Here is a 17,055-nt window from a genome sequence, read left to right as displayed (position 1 = left end):
GGATGAACAACCTCCTGAAGCAGGCCCTCGCCGGCCTGCGCGTCCTGCTGGTGCTGACCGTCGTCACCGGCGTGCTCTACCCGACCGCGGTGTGGGCGGTGTCCCGGCTGCCCGGCCTGCACGACCACGCCGAGGCCGTCGACACCACGCTGGTGGCGGTCGACCGGGAGGGCGACGAGTGGTTCCACACCCGGCCCTCGGCGGCCTCCCCGCCGGCGTCCGGCGGGTCGAACAAGGGCGAGCACGACGCCGGCTACGACGCGGTGGTCGCCGAGCGGCGCGCGGCCGTGGCGCGGCGTGAGGGCGTGCCGGCGGACCGCGTGCCGGACGACGCGGTCACCGCCTCCGCGTCCGGTCTCGACCCCCACATCAGCGCCGCGTACGCCGACCTCCAGGTGCCGCGCGTGGCGCGCGCCACCGGCCTGGGCGAGGACCTGGTGCGGCGGCTGGTCGCGGACAGCGTCGACGGGCGGGGCGGCGGGGTGCTCGGCGAGCCGGGCGTCAACGTCACCGCGTTGAACCGGGCGCTCGCCGCGGCCCGCTGACGCCCAGCCGCCACAGCGACGTCACCTCGGCGGCGCGCTGGGCGGCGAACGGGTCGCCCCGCCGGGCGGTGCGGTGCCGGGGCCGGACGTCCAGCCGGTCCAGCACCGCCAGCCCGGCGGCGGCGAACAACGCGGGCACCTCGCCCGGCGCGCGCAGCCCCAGCCGCTCCGCCAGGTCCGACAGGACCAGCCACCCCTCGCCGCCGGGGTTCAGCCGCCGCGCCAACCCGGCCGCGAAACCACGCAGGACCGCCGAACCCGGGTCGTAGACGGCCGCGTCCAGGTCCGACGACGGCACACCCGGCAACCACGGCGGGTTGCACACCACCAGGTCCGCCCGGCCCGGCGGGAACAGGTCGGCGTGCCGCACCCGCACCACCCCGGCCAGGCCCAGCCGCGTCACGTTGTCCACCGCGCACGCCACCGCCCGCGCCGACACGTCCGTCGCCACCACGTGCCGCGCGCCACGCCGCGCCAACAGCGCCGCCAACACCCCCGTGCCGGTGCCCACGTCGAACGCCGTCGCCGGAGCGGGCCACGGTGCGCGGGCCACCAGGTCCAGGTACTCCTGCCGGGTCGGGGCGAACACCCCGTAGTGCGGGTGGACGCGGGCGTCCAGGGCGGGCACCCACACGCCCTCCGCCCGCCACCGGAACGCGCCGAGCACGCCCAGCAGACCGGTCAACGGCGTCCGCACGAGCCCGTCGAGCGGGCCGTGCGCCTGCCGCCACGCCGCCACCACGTCCGGCGCGTGCGGCAACGCCAGCCCGTCCGGGGACAGTTCGACCAGCAGGTGCGCCAGCACGTGCGCGCGCCGGGCCACCGCCCGCCGGTGGTCCTCGAACGACACGGCGGTCCGGGGCGTCAACCGCCGCTTCACGGCGGCCAGCAGGCGCACGGCGGTGCGGTAGTCGCCGCGCCACAGGACCGCGGTGCCAGACCGCGCCACGCGGACCAGCCGGTCGGCGCTCAGGTCACGGGTGATCAGGACGGATTTCGAGTGCTCCACCCGGGCTCCAGCCAAGGGGGAGCCGTCCCGGGCACGCGGTCGAGCCGCCGGCGGGACGGCTCGGTTCGGAAAGGGGCAGCCGTCAGGAAGACGGGCTTCGCCACACCACCGAACCTGCGATCACGCGGTGACCCTAACGCATCAGGCGTTCAGGTAGGCCAGCACGGCGCGCACGCGGCGGTGCGCGCCCTCGTCGCCCGGCAGGTCGAGCTTGGTGAAGATGTTGCGGATGTGCTTGTGGACCGCGCCCTCGCTCACCACCAGCGTGGTCGCGATGGTCGCGTTGTTGTGGCCCTCCGCCATGAGCGCCAGCACCTCGCGCTCCCGCGCGGTCAACGTCGCCAGCGGGTCGTCCGGCTTGCGCCGCACCAGCAGCTGGGAGATCACCTCGGGGTCCATCGCGGTGCCGCCCTCCGCCACGCGGCGCAACGCGTCCAGGAACCGCTCGACCTTGCCCACCCTCTCCTTGAGCAGGTAACCCACGCCACCCACGCCGTCGGACAGCAGCTCCGCCGCGTAGCTGTTCTCCACGTACGCCGACAACACCAGCACGGGCAGCCCGGGGTGGCGGCGGCGGGCCTCGGCGGCGGCACGCAGGCCCTCGTCGGTGAACGTCGGCGGCAGCCGCACGTCGGTCACCACGGCGTCCGGCCGGTCGTCGGCGATGACGTCCAGGAACTCCGTCGCGTTGTCGACGGCCGCGACCACGGTCACACCCGCGTTCGCCAGCAGCAGGCTGAGACCCTCCCGCAGCAGCACGTCGTCCTCGACGATCACGACCCGCAAGGCAGCTCCACTCGCAACACCGTCGGACCGCCGGGCGGACTGCTCAGGTCGGCGTGGCCGTCGAACGCGTCGGCCCGACGCTGTATCCCGACGATACCGCTGCCCCGGTTGCCGTCCGCGCCGCCCCGCCCGTTGTCGCTGACCGTGATCAGCAGCTTGTCGTCCGCCGAGGCCAGCCGCACCGCCGCCGCGTCCGCCGCCGAGTGCTTGGTGATGTTGGTCAACGCCTCCGCGATGATGAAGTACGCCGCCGCCTCGATCGCGGCGGGCTTGCGGCCGATCGGCGCCACGTCCAGCGTGCACGGCACCGGGCAGCGCGCCGCCAGCGCCGACACCGCGCCGTCCAGGCCGCGGTCCGACAGCACCGGCGGGTAGATGCTGCGCACCACGTCCCGCAGCTCCGACAACGCGTCGATCGCGGTGTCCTGCGCCTTGCGGACCAGCTCGAACGCCCGGTCCAGGTCCCGTTCGCGCACCTGGTCGGCGATGCCGAGCTGCATCACCACCGCCGCGATCCGGGCCTGCGCGCCGTCGTGCAGATCACGCTCGATGCGCCGCAGCTCCGCGCCGTGCGCCTCCAGCGCGCCCGCTCGCGACGCGGTCAGCTCCGCCACCCGGTCGGTCAGCGTCACCCCGGGCGCGGGCGCGAGCAGCCACCGGCCGAACAACGCCTGCCACCGCGCGAACCGGGGGAGCTGGAACGCCAGCGCCCCGTACACGACGGCGACCCCCAACGCGTACGGCGTGGTCTTCCACGAGTCCACGACGACACCGAACGACGTCTCCACGCCACCCGGCACCAGCCACCAGCAGACGGACACCAGCAGGTGCTGGATCGCGCTGAACGGCAGCGCCGCCGCGAACACGCTGTAGATGAGACCGGCGAAGCCGTGCACGAGCAACCACAACGCGTCACGGCGGTTCGCCGGGTCGGCGAGCGCCGTGCCCACCTGCGTCAGCACCGGGCCGTCCAGCACCCGGTACGCCTCCGGCACCGGCTCGCCCAGGTACGCCGCGATGCGGCGGCGCTCCACGTTCACCAGCCGCCTGACCAGCTTCAACGTCTCCGGCAGCGCGGGCAGCCCCACGCCGAACGCGCACAGCACGAGCACGATGCCCAACGCGCACAACGCGAAGACGGAGAGGAACGCCGTGACCGCCCCCACAGCGAGGTAGCGCATAGCGGTCCACATGGGAGTCAGCCGGGTCATGTCACCGATTGTCCACACGATGCCCAATCGGCGCGGTAGTGCAGGCTATACCCCGGCTCGCCCGCCTACGGGATCGAGAACGACCTTCCACGACGGCACGATTGGTGACACGTCGAGGAAAGGGATCACGATGGTGGCAGGAACAGTCGCCGTGGACACCGCGTTGCGGCTGGAGTCCGTGCGCAAGGTCTACGGCTCGGGTGCGAACGCGGTGACCGCGCTGGACGGCGTGACGGTCGGCTTGCGCCGCGGTGCGTTCACGGCCGTGATGGGACCGTCCGGATCGGGCAAGAGCACGTTCCTGCACTGCGCCGCGGGACTCGACCGGCCCACGTCCGGTCAGGTGCTGCTGGGCGGCACGAACCTGGCCGGGCTCAAGGAGAACGCGCTCACCGAGCTGCGTCGCGAGCGGATCGGGTTCGTGTTCCAGGCGTACAACCTGATCCCCTCGCTGACCGTGCTGGAGAACATCACGCTGCCGCTGCGGTTCTCCGGGAAGCGGGTCGACGAGGCGTGGCTGCGGGAGGTCGTGGAGCGGGTCGGCATCGCCAACCGGCTCGACCACCGGCCCGCCGAGCTGTCCGGCGGCCAGCAGCAGCGGGTCGCCATCGCGCGGGCCCTGGTCACCCGGCCGGAGGTGCTGCTCGCCGACGAGCCGACCGGCGCGCTCGACACCCGCACCGGGCGTCAGGTGCTGGAGCTGCTGCGCGGCCTGGTCGACACCGTCGGCCAGACCGTGTTGATGGTCACGCACGACCCGGTGGCCGCGTCCTACGCGCACAGCGTCCTGTTCCTCGCGGACGGCAAGCTCGCCGGCGAACTGCACCAGCCGACGCCCGACCAGGTCGTCCGGCGCATGACCAGCCTCGGGGAGTGGTGAGCGTGCTGTCGCTGGCCTGGCGCCTGGTGCGGGCCCGCAAGCTCGCCTTCGTGGGCGCGTTCGTGGCGATCCTGTGCGGTTCGGCGGTCGTCGCCGCGTGCGGGATGCTGATGGAGTCCGGGCTGCGGTCCGGCGTGCCGACCGAGCGGTACGCCGCCGCGCCCGTCGTGGTCGGCGGCAACCAGGAGGTGCGGCCCGAGGGCGCTGACGCCCTCACCGCGCAGCAGGTCGGCACGCCGCCGCCGGTGCCCGGCGACCTGGTGGGCCGGGTCGCGGCCGTGCCCGGTGTGACGAAGGCCGTGGGCGAGACGACCTTCCCGGCCCGCGTCGTCGCGGGCGGCGGGCCGGTCGAGGTGCTCGGCCACAACTGGGACTCGGCGGTGCTCACGCCGTTCGAGCTGCGTGCCGGCCGCGCGCCCGCGGCGGACGACGAGGTCGTGCTGGACGCGGCGCTGGCCGGGCGTGCCGGTGTGGACGTGGGCGGGCGGGTCGACGTGATGACCACCTCGACGCCGCGGACCTACCGGGTCGTCGGCGTCGCCGCGCCGGCCGGTGCCGACGCGTTGGCCAAGCAGTCCGGCGCGTACTTCACCGAGGACCACGCGGGCGAGCTGTCGGGCGTGCCCGGCCGGTTCCACGCCATCGGCGTGTTCGGCGCGGGCGACGACCTCGCCGACCGCGTCGGGAAGGCGCTCGCCGGGCAGGGCGTCGTCGTCACGTCCGGTGACGACCGGGGCACCGTGGAGTTCGCGGCGGTCGGGCAGTCGCGGCTGGTGCTGCTCGCCATCTCCGGTTCGTTCGGCGGTATCGCGTTGCTGGTCGCGGTGTTCGTGGTGGTGGGCACGCTCACGCTGGGCATCGACCAGCGCCGCCGCGAGCTGGCGCTGCTGCGTGCCATCGCCGCCACGCCCCGGCAGATCGGGAAGCTGATCGGCGCCGAGACGACCCTCGTCGCCGGGGTGGCGGCGGCGCTCGGCGCGGCCGGCGGCGTGCTGGTCGGGCAGGGGCTGCGGGACGCGTTCGCGGCGATCGGCGTGATCCCCGACGACTTGGCGCTCACCGTCGGACCGCTGCCGCTGCTGGCCGCGTTCGCCCTCGGGCTCGGCGCGGCCCGGCTCGCCGCGTGGGTGGCGTCCCGGCGTCCCGCGCGCATCCCGCCCACCGAGGCGCTGGGCGAGGCCGCCGTGGAGCGACCCGTCGTCGGGCGTGGTCGGCTGATCACCGGGCGGGTGTTCGCGCTGGGCGGTGTCGGGCTGGCGACCACACCGCTGTACCTGAGCGGCGAGTTGGCCGCGGCGCTCACGTCGATGTCGGTGCTGCTGGTCGTGATCGGCCTGGCGTTGCTCGGTCCGCGTGCCGTGGGCCCGGTGTTGCGCGTCGTGTCCGCGCCGCTGGCCCGGTTCGGCGTCCCCGGCTACCTGGCGGCGGCCAACAACCGCGCCAACCAGCGCCGCCTGGCCTCCGCCCTCACGCCGCTGATGCTGTCCGTCGCGTTCGCCGTGGTGAACTTCTTCAGCCAGACCACCGTCACCGCCGCGACCGTGACCGAGACCGCCGAGGTCACCACCGCCGACTACGCCCTGTCCGCGCCCGGCGGGATCTCCCCGGAGGTCGCGGAGGAGGCGCGGCGGTTGCCCGGCGTCGCCGCCGCGGGGTCCGCGGTGCGCACGCAGGTGATCGTCACCACGAACATGGGCGAGGTGGTGGAGGTGGAGCGCCAGCCGGCGCTGGGCGTCGCCGGCACGGACGGCGTGCTGGACCTCGGTGTGGTGTCCGGGTCGTTCGACGACCTGCGCGGTGACACGGTCGCGTTGAGCGCGTCGACGGCACGGTGGCGTGGCGTCGGGCTGGGCGACGAGGTGGCCATGCACCTGGACGACGGCACCCCCGTGAAGCTGCGGGTGGTCGCCACGTACGAGCGGGCGCTGGCCTTCGGCGACCGCGTCCTGCCCGCCGACCTGGCCCGCGCGCACAGCGCGTCCCGGCTGGACTCGCAGGTCCTGGTGAAGCTTGAGCCGAACGCCGACCGCGCCGCCGCGGTCGCCGCGCTGGGCGGGCTCGCCGACCGGTACCCGGGTCTGGCGGTCGTGGCGAAGGCGGACATCGCGCCCGCCGAGCGCGGTGACCAGCAGATGCAGTTCTGGGTCAACATCGTGGCGGTCGGCGTGATCCTCGGGTACATCGCCATCGCGGTCGCCAACACGCTGGTCCTCACCACCGCCCAGCGGCGGCGCGAGTTCGCGTTGCTGCGGCTGGTCGGCGGCACCCGGCGGCAGGTCGTGCGGATGATGCGGGCGGAGGCGCTGGCCCTGGTCGGCATCGCCGTGGTGGTCGGCTCGGTGATCCCCGCCGTGCCGCTGGCGCTGCTCGGCTGGTCCCTCACCGGCACACCGCTGCCCAGCGGGCCGATCGCGGTGTACCTGGGCATCACCGGCTTCGCCGCCCTGCTGGGCCTCCTGGCCCTCGCCCTGCCCACCCGCCTGGCCCTCCGCCAACCCCCGGTCGAGGCCATCGGCATCCGCGAGTAGCGGCCACGGGGCGCGACCACGCGGTCGCGCCCCTTGTCGTTGTGCGTCGCGGTGCTGCCCAAGGCGGGCCGGGGCGCGTCGTCCGCCCGGCCTCGGGTCGGGTGCCACCGGCCGGCCGCCGTGCCATGATTCCGCCTGACGCGGCAGGCTCGAGCGGGGGGTTCACGTGGCGCGGTTGTTGATCCAGCCGGTGGCGGACGAGACGGCGGAGCGCAACCGGGGCAAGACCCTGAACCGCGAGGTGTCGTTCGGCGAGGAGCCGTACCGGTCGGCGCTCACCGCCGAGCAACACGCGCGGCTCGATGAGCTACACCCCGGCGGGATGGCGGCGTTCTGGGGCACCCGTGCCTTCCTGGACGACGACATGCGCCGGGTCAAGCTCGGCGACGTGGTGCTGTTCACGTGGAAGGGACACCTCCGCGCCATCGGCGAGGTCGGCGTGAGTTTCCGCAACGAGCCGTTCGCCGAGGCGCTGTGGAAGGAGGACGGCGACCAGCACACGTACGTCAACGTCTACAGCCTCATCGCCCTCGACCGGACCGTCCTCATCCCGTACCGCACGCTGGCCACCGCTTCCCGCGGCAAGCTGCGAGGCCCGTTCCGGCGGGGCGCGGTGGTGCACGACGAGGACTTCGTCGCCGAGGTGGTGGGACGGCTCGGTGTGGAGCTGTCGACCACCGCGCCGGACGAGACGTCCAACGGGCGGCGTTCCGTCGGCGTGGAGGGTGAACTCGAACGACTGCTGACGCCCGAGCTGACCTACTCGCGCAGCGCCGCGACGATCCGCGTGCAGCGCGCCGAATCGCTGCTGGTGCACGAGTACGTCCGCGCCAACCCGGACTCGGTGTACACGCGGGTCACCTCCGAGTCCGGGATCTCCGACATGTACACCGTGCACGCCGGGGGAGCGGAGGTCGTGGAGGCGAAGGGCGGTGCGGGCCGCGAGCGCGTCCGGCAGGCCGTGGCGCAGCTCCTGCACTACGCACCGCTCTGCCCGCACCCGGTCGATCGGCTGACCGCCCTGTTCCCGGAACGCCCGGCGCGGGTCGACGTGGAGCTGCTGCACAGCGTCGGTGTCGACTGCGTGTACCGGGTCGGGCCCTCGACGTTCCACCGCGACCGCGCGCCGGAAGCCCGGCGCGCCCACATGCGGCCGGTGTGGAACGACGCGATCCCGCGGTAGCCGGTTCAGCGCGCGATCCGGCACAGGCTCCGGTGGTAGGCGACGTGCGCGTCGTCGATCTCGTGGCCGGTCACGACCCGCGAGCAGCGTGAACCGGGACTCCCGCGCGAGGATCGCCCCGACGTCCGCGAACAGCGACGGGGCGGGGCGGTGCCGGATGGCGAGGAAGCGGGCCACCATCTCCTCGGCCGGCGAGCGCAGGTCGTCGCACGCCAGGAGCGCGGCCAGCCCGGACCGCCTCAGGTCGTCGCGCGACACGATCGGCACCGCGCCGCTGCCCGGCCGGCCCGCCACCGTGGCCCGCAGCCGCTCCGCCACGTCCACCGACGCGTTGTGCAACACCGCCACGCCGCGGAACTCGAGGTCCAGCACCGCGTTCTCGACCCACCGCTCCAGGTAGGTGGTGTACCCGGCGGCCTGCCGGCACGGGTGGACGCGCTCCACGCCCCGGGCGATCTCCACCTCCGTGGCGTCGGCGCGCAGGAACCCGGTCCACTGCTTCAGCTCGACCACGACACCCGTCAACCCGCCACCGGGGCGCACACCGAGCACCACCGCGTCGGCCCGTTCCCCGGTGCCGTGCAACTCGAACTCGAGCAACAACCCGAGCCCGCCCAAGCCCGCCGAGGTCAACGCCCGCGTCAGCACCGGCCAGCTGTTGCGCCAACTGGTCAGCTCACCGTCCGAAGGCACCTCCCCTCGCCGCTCCCGGAACCGTTCCGCACAGGCGTCGACGAAGGCGTCGGGATCCGTGCGCAGCGCTAACTCGGCCTCTTGGACAGTGCCCCGGTAGACGTGCATGATCCACACTTAACCAGCACCACGGTCCCGTACCACGACCGTGATCTGGCACGGTGTTCGTGTGCGCGTGATGGACGATGCGGGCCTTGCCCTCGAAGCCTGGGTCACGGTGATCGCCGACGGTGGGCGGTTCGTGGTGGAGGTCGCCGGACGGGACGCCGGGGCCGTCGGGCTGGTGTTGCGGCGGCTCGGTGGTTACTCCGCGGTTCTCCACCTGGGCGACCAGGCGATCGCCCTCGACGGGCGGTCGGAACCGGGGGTGGCCGGCTTGCCCTCCCGGCTCGTGGTCGACGTGCCCGACGCCGTCGCCGGGCAGTTGGAGGTGGACCTGTCCGGGCCGGCCGTGCGGATCGACCGGCGGTTCGCGGTCGGGGGGTTGATGGCGGCGCTCGGCGACCTCAACCGCTACCGCCGGGGCGGCCCGCCGAGCCTCCACAAGCCGCTCGCGCTGGTGTGGGCGCTCGGGCGGCTCGCGGCCGGGCACGGGCGGTTGTTCCGGTGGCCGGACTTCCGGGACGGGCTGGGGCCGGTGCTGGCCGACTTCGGCGTGGGCGCCGCCACGCCCGAGTACCCGTTCTGGCACCTCGGCCACGAGTGGGAGGTGTGGGAGACGCACGGCATCACCAAGCCGCCGCGGTCGGGGGACGCGCACGCCGTCGCCGGGTTCACGCCCCGAGCGGCGGCGCTGCTGGCCGACCCGGGTGTCCGCGCCGAGGCGGTGGACGTGCTGCGCGCCACCTACCTGGGCGACGTGGACCAGCCCGCCCTGTTCGACCGGGTCGGGCTGGCCGTGCCGCGCCCGCTGCCGGCCGCGGACGTGGTGGACGGGCTGGTGGGGCGCGAGATCCGGAACGCGACCGGCGGAACGCTCCAGGTGGAGCGGGCCGACTCGGAGCGGGTCGTCATCCGCGCCGAGGACGGGATCGAGTTCGTCCCGATGAAGCACGTGCGGGACGGTGTCGACGAGTTGTTCCGCCAAGGGCGCGTGGTGATCACCGATGACCGCGTCGGCGCGATCATCGGCTCGTTGCCCGGCACACGGGTGACCGGGTCCGCGGTCGTGCTCGGTGACGCCGGGGACTTCGGCGAGCTGGACCGGGTCGCGTCGGCGCGGTACCGGGTGGAGCAGGCCGCGTTGCGCCGGGTCCTCATCGGTGACGAGCCGACGGGCCGGTGCGCGTTGTGCGGGCGTGAGCTGCCGGTCGAGCTGCTGGTGGCCGCGCACGTCAAGCCCCGGAAGGACTGCTCGGACGAGGAGCGGCGGGACCTGCGGAACGTGGCGATGCTCGCCTGCCACCTCGGGTGCGACCGGCTGTTCGAGCTGGGGTACCTGGGTGTCGGCCCGGACGGGGTCGTGGTGTCGGCGGGTGCGCTGGCCGAGGGGCGGGCGGTCGGCAGGCGGACGCCCGCGCACCACCCGGGCTCGGCCGGGTACTTCGCGTGGCACCGGGCGGAGGTGTTCCGGGGCACCGCGCCCGGGGGTGTCGGTGGCGGTCGTTAGGATCGCGTGGTGGGTTCGCACGAAGTTCTGCGAAGGGTATTCGGTTACGACTCGTTCCGCGGGGCGCAGTCGGAGATCGTCGAGCACGTCATCGCGGGCGGTGACGCGCTGGTGCTCATGCCGACCGGCGGCGGGAAGTCGTTGTGCTACCAGATCCCCGCTTTGGTGCGGGACGGGGTCGGGGTGGTGATCTCCCCGTTGATCGCCCTCATGCAGGACCAGGTGGACGCGATGCGCGACCTCGGGGTGCGGGCCGGTTTCCTGAATTCCACGCAGTACCCGGACGAGCGGTCGCTGGTGGAGGCCGAATTCCTCGCGGGCGAACTCGACCTGCTCTACCTGGCGCCCGAGCGGCTGCGGGTGGAGCAGACCGCGCGGTTGCTGGAGCGCGGCCGGATCGCGTTGTTCGCGATCGACGAGGCGCACTGCGTCGCCCAGTGGGGCCACGACTTCCGGCCCGACTACCTCGCCCTCTCCCACCTGCACGAGCGCTGGCCGGACGTGCCGCGCATCGCGCTCACCGCGACCGCCACCAAGGCCACCCACGCGGAGATCGCGGAACGGCTCGGGCTGGGTTCCGCCAAGCACTTCGTGGCGAGCTTCGACCGGCCCAACATCCAGTACCGGATCGTGCCCAAGAACGAGCCGAGGAAACAGCTGCTGGAACTGCTCCGGAACGAGCACCAGGGCGACGCGGGCATCGTCTACTGCCTGTCCCGTAATTCCGTGGAGAAAACCGCGGAGTTCCTCAACCAGAACGGCGTGCGCGCGTTGCCCTACCACGCCGGCCTCGATTCCGGCACGCGGGCGCGGAACCAGGCCCAATTCCTCCGCGAGGAGGGCCTGGTGATGGTGGCGACCATCGCGTTCGGCATGGGCATCGACAAACCGGACGTGCGCTTCGTGGCGCACCTGGACCTGCCGAAGTCGGTCGAGGGCTACTACCAGGAGACGGGTCGCGCGGGCCGCGACGGGCTGCCGTCCACGGCGTGGCTGGCCTACGGCCTCCAGGACGTCGTCCAGCAGCGCAAGATGATCGACGACTCCGACGGCGACCAGCAGCACCGCCGCCGCCAGATCGCCCACCTGGAGGCGATGCTCGCGCTGTGCGAGACCGTCGAGTGCCGCCGCGTGCAGCTGCTGAACTACTTCGGCCAGGACGGCGAGCCGTGCGGCAACTGCGACACGTGCCTGAACCCGCCGGAGACGTGGGACGGCACGGTGCCCGCGCAGAAGGTGTTGTCCACGGTGTACCGGCTGCGCAGCGAGCGCAGGCAGAAGTTCGGCGCGGGCCAGACCATCGACATCCTGCTGGGCCGCAAGACCGCCAAGGTGATCCAGTTCGACCACGACGCGTTGTCCGTGTTCGGCATCGGCACCGAGCTGAACGAGAGCGGCTGGCGCGGTGTGGTGCGGCAGCTGCTCGCGCAGGGCCTGCTGGCCGTGGAGGGCGAGTTCTCGACGCTCGCGCTCACCCCGGCCAGCGAGGAGGTCCTGTACCGGGGCCGGCGGGTGCTGCTGCGGCGGGAGGCGGAGCGCGCCGCGAAGGTCCGCGCCGCGAAGCCGAAGAAGGGCGAGCCGGTGGACCTGCCCGCCGAGGCCGCGCCGGTGTTCGAGCGGCTGCGGGCGTGGCGCGCCACGCAGGCCAAGGAGCAGGGCGTGCCCGCGTACGTGATCTTCCACGACGCCACGCTGCGGCAGATCGCCGCGACCGGACCGAGCACGCTCGCCGAGCTGGGCGGCGTGACCGGCGTCGGCGAGAACAAGCTCGCCAAGTACGGGCAGCAGATCCTGGACACCCTCGCGTCATGACCGGGGAACTGAGGGCCGACTGCGCGCGCTGCTTCGGGTTGTGCTGCGTGGTGCCCGCGTTCGCCAAGTCGGCGGACTTCGCGATCGACAAACCGGCCCGCACGCCGTGCCGCAACCTGCTCGCCGACTTCGGCTGCGGCATCCACGACCGCCTGCGGGAGCGGGGTTTCGCCGGCTGCACGGTGTACGACTGCTTCGGCGCGGGTCAGCACGTGGCGCAGGTGACGTTCGGCGGGCGCGACTGGCGTGCGGCACCGGAGACCGCCGGGTTGATGTTCGACGTGTTCCCGGTGGTGCGGGAGCTGCACGAACTGCTCTGGCACCTCACCGAAGCGCTCGCCCTGGACTCGCCGGTGCGCGCCGAGCTGACCGCGGCCAGGGCGGAGTTGGCGGCACTCGCCGACGCCGACGCGGAAACGCTGGCACGCCTGGACGTCGCACCGCACTGGCGGTCGGTCGGCGCGTTGCTCGACCGGGTCAGCACGCACGTGCGCGCCAAGGGCCGCAAGTCGCGGCGTGGCGCGGACCTGGTGGGCAAGGACCTGCGTGGCGCGGACCTGCGGGACACCGACCTGCGTGGCGCGTTGCTGCTCGGCGCGCGGCTGGCGCGCGCGAAGCTGCACCACGCCGACGTGACGGGCGCGGACCTGCGTGGCGCGGACCTGTCCGGCGCCGACCTCGCCGGCGCGTTGTTCCTCACCCAGGCGCAGGTCGACTCGGCGAAGGGCGACGCGGCGACCACCCTGCCGCCGTCCCTCACCCGTCCCCGCCACTGGGGTTAGCGGAGCCCGCGCGGGCTGTTCGGGACCGGCGTGATTTGGGAAGCTGCTCCGTTGTGAGCGAGAAGATCACGTACTTAACCGTTCCACCCGAGTGGCGTCCCCGCTGGGTGCTCGCGGTCGCCGGGACGCTGGTGCTGGCGGCCACGGCGGGCACGCACCTGGTCACGCCCGCGACGGTGTCGGTGCTGTCGCTGCTGTTCGTGCGCTGGAACCGCCGTCGGCGCGGTCTGCTCGACCAGGACGGCAACCTCTCGGCGGTGGAACCGGGCGTGCCGGTCAGGTCGAGCGGCGGGCGTCGGTGATCGCCTCGCGGCGGCGTTCCGCGGTCGCGCCCAGCTCCACGGGATCGCACGCGGCGAGGTGGTCGCGCACCGCGGCGTGCGGGAACCGGTCACCGTCGAGCAGCAGCACCCGGTCCCGCGCCGACTGCACGACGGCCTTGCGGCGCAGCGGGAACTCGTCCAGCGCCAGCGGTTTCGCCAGCAGCTCCGCGACGGCGCGCACCGGGCGGGTGGCGACCGGCGTGCCGGCCAGGCCCACCAGCAGCCCGGTCACCGCGTCGAGCGGCACGCCGAGCCGCGCGCCCGCCACCGCCGCGAGCCCCACCCCGACCAGGCCCGCCGCGGGCAGCCAACGCGGTCCGCGGCCGGCGGCGGGCAGGTCGCGCAGCCCGGTCCACACCGCCGCGAGCCCGCCCGTGCCGACACCGGCCGCCGCGCCCGCGCACAGCCCGACACCCAGTCCCGCCAGCAGTTCGGGCGACGGGCCGGTCCACACCATCACCGCCGCGGGCGCGAGCGCGCCCGCCACCGCCCAGTACCGGTCCCGCACCAGACCGAGCGCGACGCCGAACGCCACGGCCACCACCAACCCGAACGCGAGCCAGGCGGGCCAGCGCGCGACCTGCGCACCCCACCACGCGCCCGCCGCGGCGAGCCCGCCGAACAACGCCGCACCCAGCGCGAAACCCGTTGCCGCCCAACGCTTCCCACCCGGCGCGGTGGCCTTCGGGGCGGGGAACCGACCACGTGGCAGGCCGATCGCCGCCACGGCCACCACGCCCGCCGCGACCAGCCCCAGCCGCAACCCGACCACCAGGCACAACGCGGTCGCCGCGCCCGCCAGCGCACCCGGCACGGCCCGCCGGAACAGCTTCCACACCACCGCCGGCTCCACGAAGTCCAGCCACACCTCCCGGCGCGGCAACCGGTGCCGCGCCACGAGGTCGTGCCGCCGGTCGGCGACGCGGGCCAGGAACCGCAGCGCCCGCAACGTCCGCTCCGCCCGGCCGGGCCCGCGGGCCACCGACTCCACCAGGTAGGTGTCCAGCACGCCCCGGTACTCGGCGCGCCCGGCGCGGTAGGCGAGCGCGAGCAACCCGAACGCGAGCGGCGTGCGCACCTCGTCCACCAGGTCCGGGTCCTTGGTCAACGCCTCGTGCAACCCGTCCAGCCGCGGGCCGCACGCCGCGACCAGACCCAGCACGTCGTTGCGCCGCAACGGTTCCACGTGCACGACGTCGTAGCGGGGCAGCCGCTCGTAGTCCTCGCCCGCGCAGCACAGCACGACGTGCGGCAGCTTCAGCGCCGTGATCCACGCCAGGCACTCGGCGCGGTCGGCCTCGGGCACGTCGTCCAGGCCGTCGAACAACAACGCCAACCGGCGGTCCCGCAACCACGTCCGGCCCAGCCGCGGACCGATCCGGTACCGCCGGGCGAGCACGCCCAGCAGCCACTCGCCGAAATCGTCGTCCCGCCGCCACGCGCCGAGGTCCACCACCGCCGGCACCGGCCGGTCGCCGTCCGCCCTCGCCCGCGCCACCAGGGTCTCCGCGAGTTCCAGCAGCAGCGTCGTCTTGCCCGCACCGGGTTCGCCCGCCACCACCAGCGGCACGCGGGCACGTGTCGGCAGCCGCGGCCCGACCCGGGGCGCGACGCCCAGCTTCAACCGGACCTGCTCGGCGAGCGAGGCGTCCCGCCGCGCCCGCACGTACCGCTCGACGCGCTCCAGCGCCGCCACCCGGTTCGCGGGGTGCGCGGGCCGCCGCTGCACGAGGCGCACGCTGAGCGGTTCCCACGCGGCCAGTGCCGCCGTCACCGCGGTCAGCAGCGCCAGCGACGGCCACAGCCACGTGGCGTACGGGCCGAGCACGCGTGGCGCGGTGCCGCCGGTCGCGGCGTTCACCGCGATCGGGAGGAGCACCAGGCACGTGACACCGCCCGCGCCGACCAGGGCGACCAGGCGCGAGGCGCGGGCGAGCCGACGGTGGTCCATGTGCCTCCCCTCCGCGGGTCGCAACGACGGTAACGGCGTTCGGCCCCGCGTGATAGCCGGGTCGGCGGCGGTTGCTCCGAACGGCGCTCAGGCGGTGAGGAAGTCGACCAGCAGTCGGTTCACCTCGTCCGGCCGCTCCAGGAAGCCGTAGTGACCGGCGTCGGCGACCTCCGCGTACCGCGCGCCGGGGATGGCGTCGGCCACCTCGCGGGCCAGGTGCGGCGGCAGCACCCGGTCGTCCGCGAAACCCACCACCAGGCACGGCGCGGTGATCGCGCGGTAGGCGTCGAGGCGGTTCTCGAACTCGTTCAGGTCCATCTGCGCCCGCACGCCCGCGCCCACCGCCGAGCCGGAGAACTCGAACACGTCGAGCCAGTCGCGCGCGGTCACCGGGTCGCGCAGGGTGGCGGGTGACAAGTTCAGCAACGCGGTGACCGCGGCGTAGTAGCGACCGGGCAGCATGATCCCCTTGTCGTGCAAGGCGCGTTCGCCCCGGGACAGGGCGTTCTGCACGGGGTCGTTGCGGCCGGCGGTGGCCATCAGCACGGCCCGGTCCACCAGGTCCGGTCGGGCCAGCGCCAGTTCCTGCGCGACGCGCGCGCCCATGGACGTGCCGACGACCCGGGCGGGTCCGCCGCCCAGGTGCTCGATGAGCGCGGCGGTGTCGCCGACCAGGTCCTCGATCCTCATGCCGCCCGCGCACTCGTCGGTCGGCGGGATGCCCCGGTTGTCCAGCGTGGCGACCCGGAAACCGGCGGCGCGCAGGGCGGGCACCTGGTGCGGGCGCCACACCCGGCCGGGGCTGCCGGTGCCCATGATGAGCACGACGAGGTCGCCGTCACCCTCGACGTGGTGGCTGAGGTTGATCCCGTTGAGGGTGACCACTGGCATGATCCGCACCCTAGTCGCCCACGCGCACGCCACGCGGGGGCGACTAGGGTGCGGACCATGCGGCGAGCGATCTTGTCAGGGTCCGAGTTCGAGGAACGCATCGGGTACGCGCGGGCGGTCGTGGACGGCGACTGGGTCCACGTGTCCGGCACCACCGGTTTCGACTACGCGACGATGACCATCTCCGACGACGTGGCGGTCCAGGCGGAGCAGGCGCTGGCCAACATCCGGGCCGCGCTGGCGGAGGCGGACTGCACGCTCGCGGACGTGCTGCGGGTGACCTACTACCTGCCGGACGCGAAGGACTTCGAGCCGTGCTGGCCGGTGCTGCGCGACGCGTTCGACGGTGTCCGGCCGGCCGCGACCATGCTGGTGTGCGGCCTGTTCGACCCGCGGATGCGGATCGAGATCGAGGTCACCGCGCGGCGCGGGGCCCGTTAGCCGGCCACTCGATCGCGGGGCAGCGGTCCATGACCACGTCCAGGCCGGCCGCGGTGACGCGCTCGTAGGCGTCCTCGTCGACCACGTCGAGCTGGAACCACACGGCCTTCGCGCCGATCGCCACGGCCTCGTCGGCGAACCGGCCGGCGGCCTCGGAGCGGCGGAACACGTCCACGCAGTCCACCGGGAACGGGATGTCGGCGAGCGTCGCGTAGCCCTGCTCGCCGAGCACCTCCTCGGCGTTCGGGTGGACCGGCACGATGCGCTTGCCGTGCTGCTGGAGGAACCGGGCGACGCTGTGCGCGGCGCGTTCCGGGTGGTCGGCGAGACCGACGACGGCCCACGTGTCGCAGTCGGCGAGGACGCGGCGGATCTTCTCGGGGTCACCCCACGGTGCGCTCATACCGCCAG

At 74.0% G+C, this 17,055-nt stretch carries 16 protein-coding genes; 10 read left to right on the top strand and 6 right to left on the bottom strand.

Annotated elements, in window-relative coordinates; translation table 11 throughout:
* Positions 1 to 2: 2 nt before the first annotated feature.
* Entirely contained in the window at positions 3 to 545 is a 543-nt protein-coding gene (locus KZQ38_RS22495; protein ID WP_219444215.1) for a potassium-transporting ATPase subunit C, read from the top strand.
* Here KZQ38_RS22495 and KZQ38_RS22490 read toward each other — a convergent pair.
* The 3 genes from KZQ38_RS22490 to KZQ38_RS22480 form a co-directional block, all read right to left on the bottom strand.
* A complete protein-coding gene (locus KZQ38_RS22490; protein WP_308258529.1) occupies positions 508 to 1,554 on the bottom strand; it encodes a methyltransferase in 1,047 nt (348 codons plus the stop codon). The two genes, KZQ38_RS22495 and KZQ38_RS22490, sit on opposite strands and share 38 nt — an antisense overlap.
* 141 nt (positions 1,555 to 1,695) lie before the next feature.
* A complete protein-coding gene (locus KZQ38_RS22485; RefSeq protein WP_219444211.1) occupies positions 1,696 to 2,340 on the bottom strand; it encodes a response regulator in 645 nt (214 codons plus the stop codon).
* Positions 2,328 to 3,551 carry a sensor histidine kinase gene (locus tag KZQ38_RS22480; protein ID WP_219444209.1) on the bottom strand — a complete coding sequence of 408 codons (1,224 nt, stop codon included), beginning with the start codon at positions 3,549 to 3,551 and terminating at the stop codon, positions 2,328 to 2,330. The genes KZQ38_RS22485 and KZQ38_RS22480 overlap by 13 nt, the downstream gene beginning before the upstream one ends.
* Positions 3,552 to 3,681: 130 nt before the next feature.
* Between KZQ38_RS22480 and KZQ38_RS22475 the strand changes: the two genes are divergently transcribed.
* The 8 genes from KZQ38_RS22475 (at position 3,682) to KZQ38_RS22440 (ending at position 13,340) form a co-directional block, all read left to right on the top strand.
* Positions 3,682 to 4,431, top strand: coding sequence for an ABC transporter ATP-binding protein (locus KZQ38_RS22475; protein ID WP_219444207.1), 750 nt, complete (start codon positions 3,682 to 3,684; stop codon positions 4,429 to 4,431).
* Complete coding sequence (locus tag KZQ38_RS22470; protein WP_308258528.1) at positions 4,428 to 6,959, top strand: ABC transporter permease; 2,532 nt, start codon at positions 4,428 to 4,430, stop codon at positions 6,957 to 6,959. The genes KZQ38_RS22475 and KZQ38_RS22470 overlap by 4 nt, the downstream gene beginning before the upstream one ends.
* 166 nt (positions 6,960 to 7,125) lie before the next feature.
* Positions 7,126 to 8,142, top strand: a complete 1,017-nt coding sequence (locus tag KZQ38_RS22465) for a hypothetical protein (protein ID WP_219444205.1) — start codon at positions 7,126 to 7,128, stop codon at positions 8,140 to 8,142.
* Positions 8,143 to 8,299: 157 nt separating this feature from the next.
* Positions 8,300 to 8,542 carry a hypothetical protein gene (locus KZQ38_RS22460; RefSeq protein ID WP_219444203.1) on the top strand — a complete coding sequence of 81 codons (243 nt, stop codon included), beginning with the start codon at positions 8,300 to 8,302 and terminating at the stop codon, positions 8,540 to 8,542.
* A gap of 471 nt (positions 8,543 to 9,013) precedes the next feature.
* Positions 9,014 to 10,444: a phosphorothioated DNA-binding restriction endonuclease family protein gene (locus KZQ38_RS22455; protein ID WP_219444201.1), complete on the top strand. Its 1,431-nt coding sequence runs from the start codon at positions 9,014 to 9,016 to the stop codon at positions 10,442 to 10,444.
* A gap of 9 nt (positions 10,445 to 10,453) precedes the next feature.
* Positions 10,454 to 12,256, top strand: a complete 1,803-nt coding sequence (recQ, locus tag KZQ38_RS22450; RefSeq protein WP_219444199.1) for a DNA helicase RecQ — start codon at positions 10,454 to 10,456, stop codon at positions 12,254 to 12,256.
* Positions 12,253 to 13,038, top strand: a complete 786-nt coding sequence (locus KZQ38_RS22445; protein ID WP_219444197.1) for a pentapeptide repeat-containing protein — start codon at positions 12,253 to 12,255, stop codon at positions 13,036 to 13,038. The genes recQ and KZQ38_RS22445 overlap by 4 nt, the downstream gene beginning before the upstream one ends.
* Before the next feature lie 53 nt (positions 13,039 to 13,091).
* Positions 13,092 to 13,340 carry a hypothetical protein gene (locus tag KZQ38_RS22440; protein ID WP_219444195.1) on the top strand — a complete coding sequence of 83 codons (249 nt, stop codon included), beginning with the start codon at positions 13,092 to 13,094 and terminating at the stop codon, positions 13,338 to 13,340.
* Here the strand turns inward: KZQ38_RS22440 and KZQ38_RS37200 are convergent.
* Together KZQ38_RS37200 and KZQ38_RS22430 are read right to left on the bottom strand one after the other, a co-directional pair.
* A complete protein-coding gene (locus tag KZQ38_RS37200; RefSeq protein WP_219444194.1) occupies positions 13,315 to 15,312 on the bottom strand; it encodes an NACHT domain-containing protein in 1,998 nt (665 codons plus the stop codon). The two genes, KZQ38_RS22440 and KZQ38_RS37200, sit on opposite strands and share 26 nt — an antisense overlap.
* A gap of 87 nt (positions 15,313 to 15,399) precedes the next feature.
* Positions 15,400 to 16,203, bottom strand: a complete 804-nt coding sequence (locus tag KZQ38_RS22430; RefSeq protein ID WP_219444192.1) for an alpha/beta fold hydrolase — start codon at positions 16,201 to 16,203, stop codon at positions 15,400 to 15,402.
* Positions 16,204 to 16,260: 57 nt separating this feature from the next.
* On the opposite strand from KZQ38_RS22430, the gene KZQ38_RS22425 reads away from it, so the two are divergent.
* The gene (locus KZQ38_RS22425) at positions 16,261 to 16,644 is read left to right on the top strand and encodes a RidA family protein (protein WP_219444190.1); all 384 of its coding nucleotides are present in this window, start codon (positions 16,261 to 16,263) and stop codon (positions 16,642 to 16,644) included.
* On the opposite strand, the gene KZQ38_RS22420 is transcribed toward KZQ38_RS22425, so the two are convergent.
* Positions 16,619 to 17,047 carry a CoA-binding protein gene (locus tag KZQ38_RS22420; RefSeq protein ID WP_219444188.1) on the bottom strand — a complete coding sequence of 143 codons (429 nt, stop codon included), beginning with the start codon at positions 17,045 to 17,047 and terminating at the stop codon, positions 16,619 to 16,621. The two genes, KZQ38_RS22425 and KZQ38_RS22420, sit on opposite strands and share 26 nt — an antisense overlap.
* Positions 17,048 to 17,055 lie beyond the last annotated feature (8 nt).

The organism is Saccharothrix obliqua (assembly GCF_019375475.1).
GTDB classification, from domain to species: Bacteria; Actinomycetota; Actinomycetes; order Mycobacteriales; family Pseudonocardiaceae; genus Actinosynnema; species Actinosynnema obliqua.
This window is presented reverse-complemented; position numbering and strand designations above follow the sequence as displayed.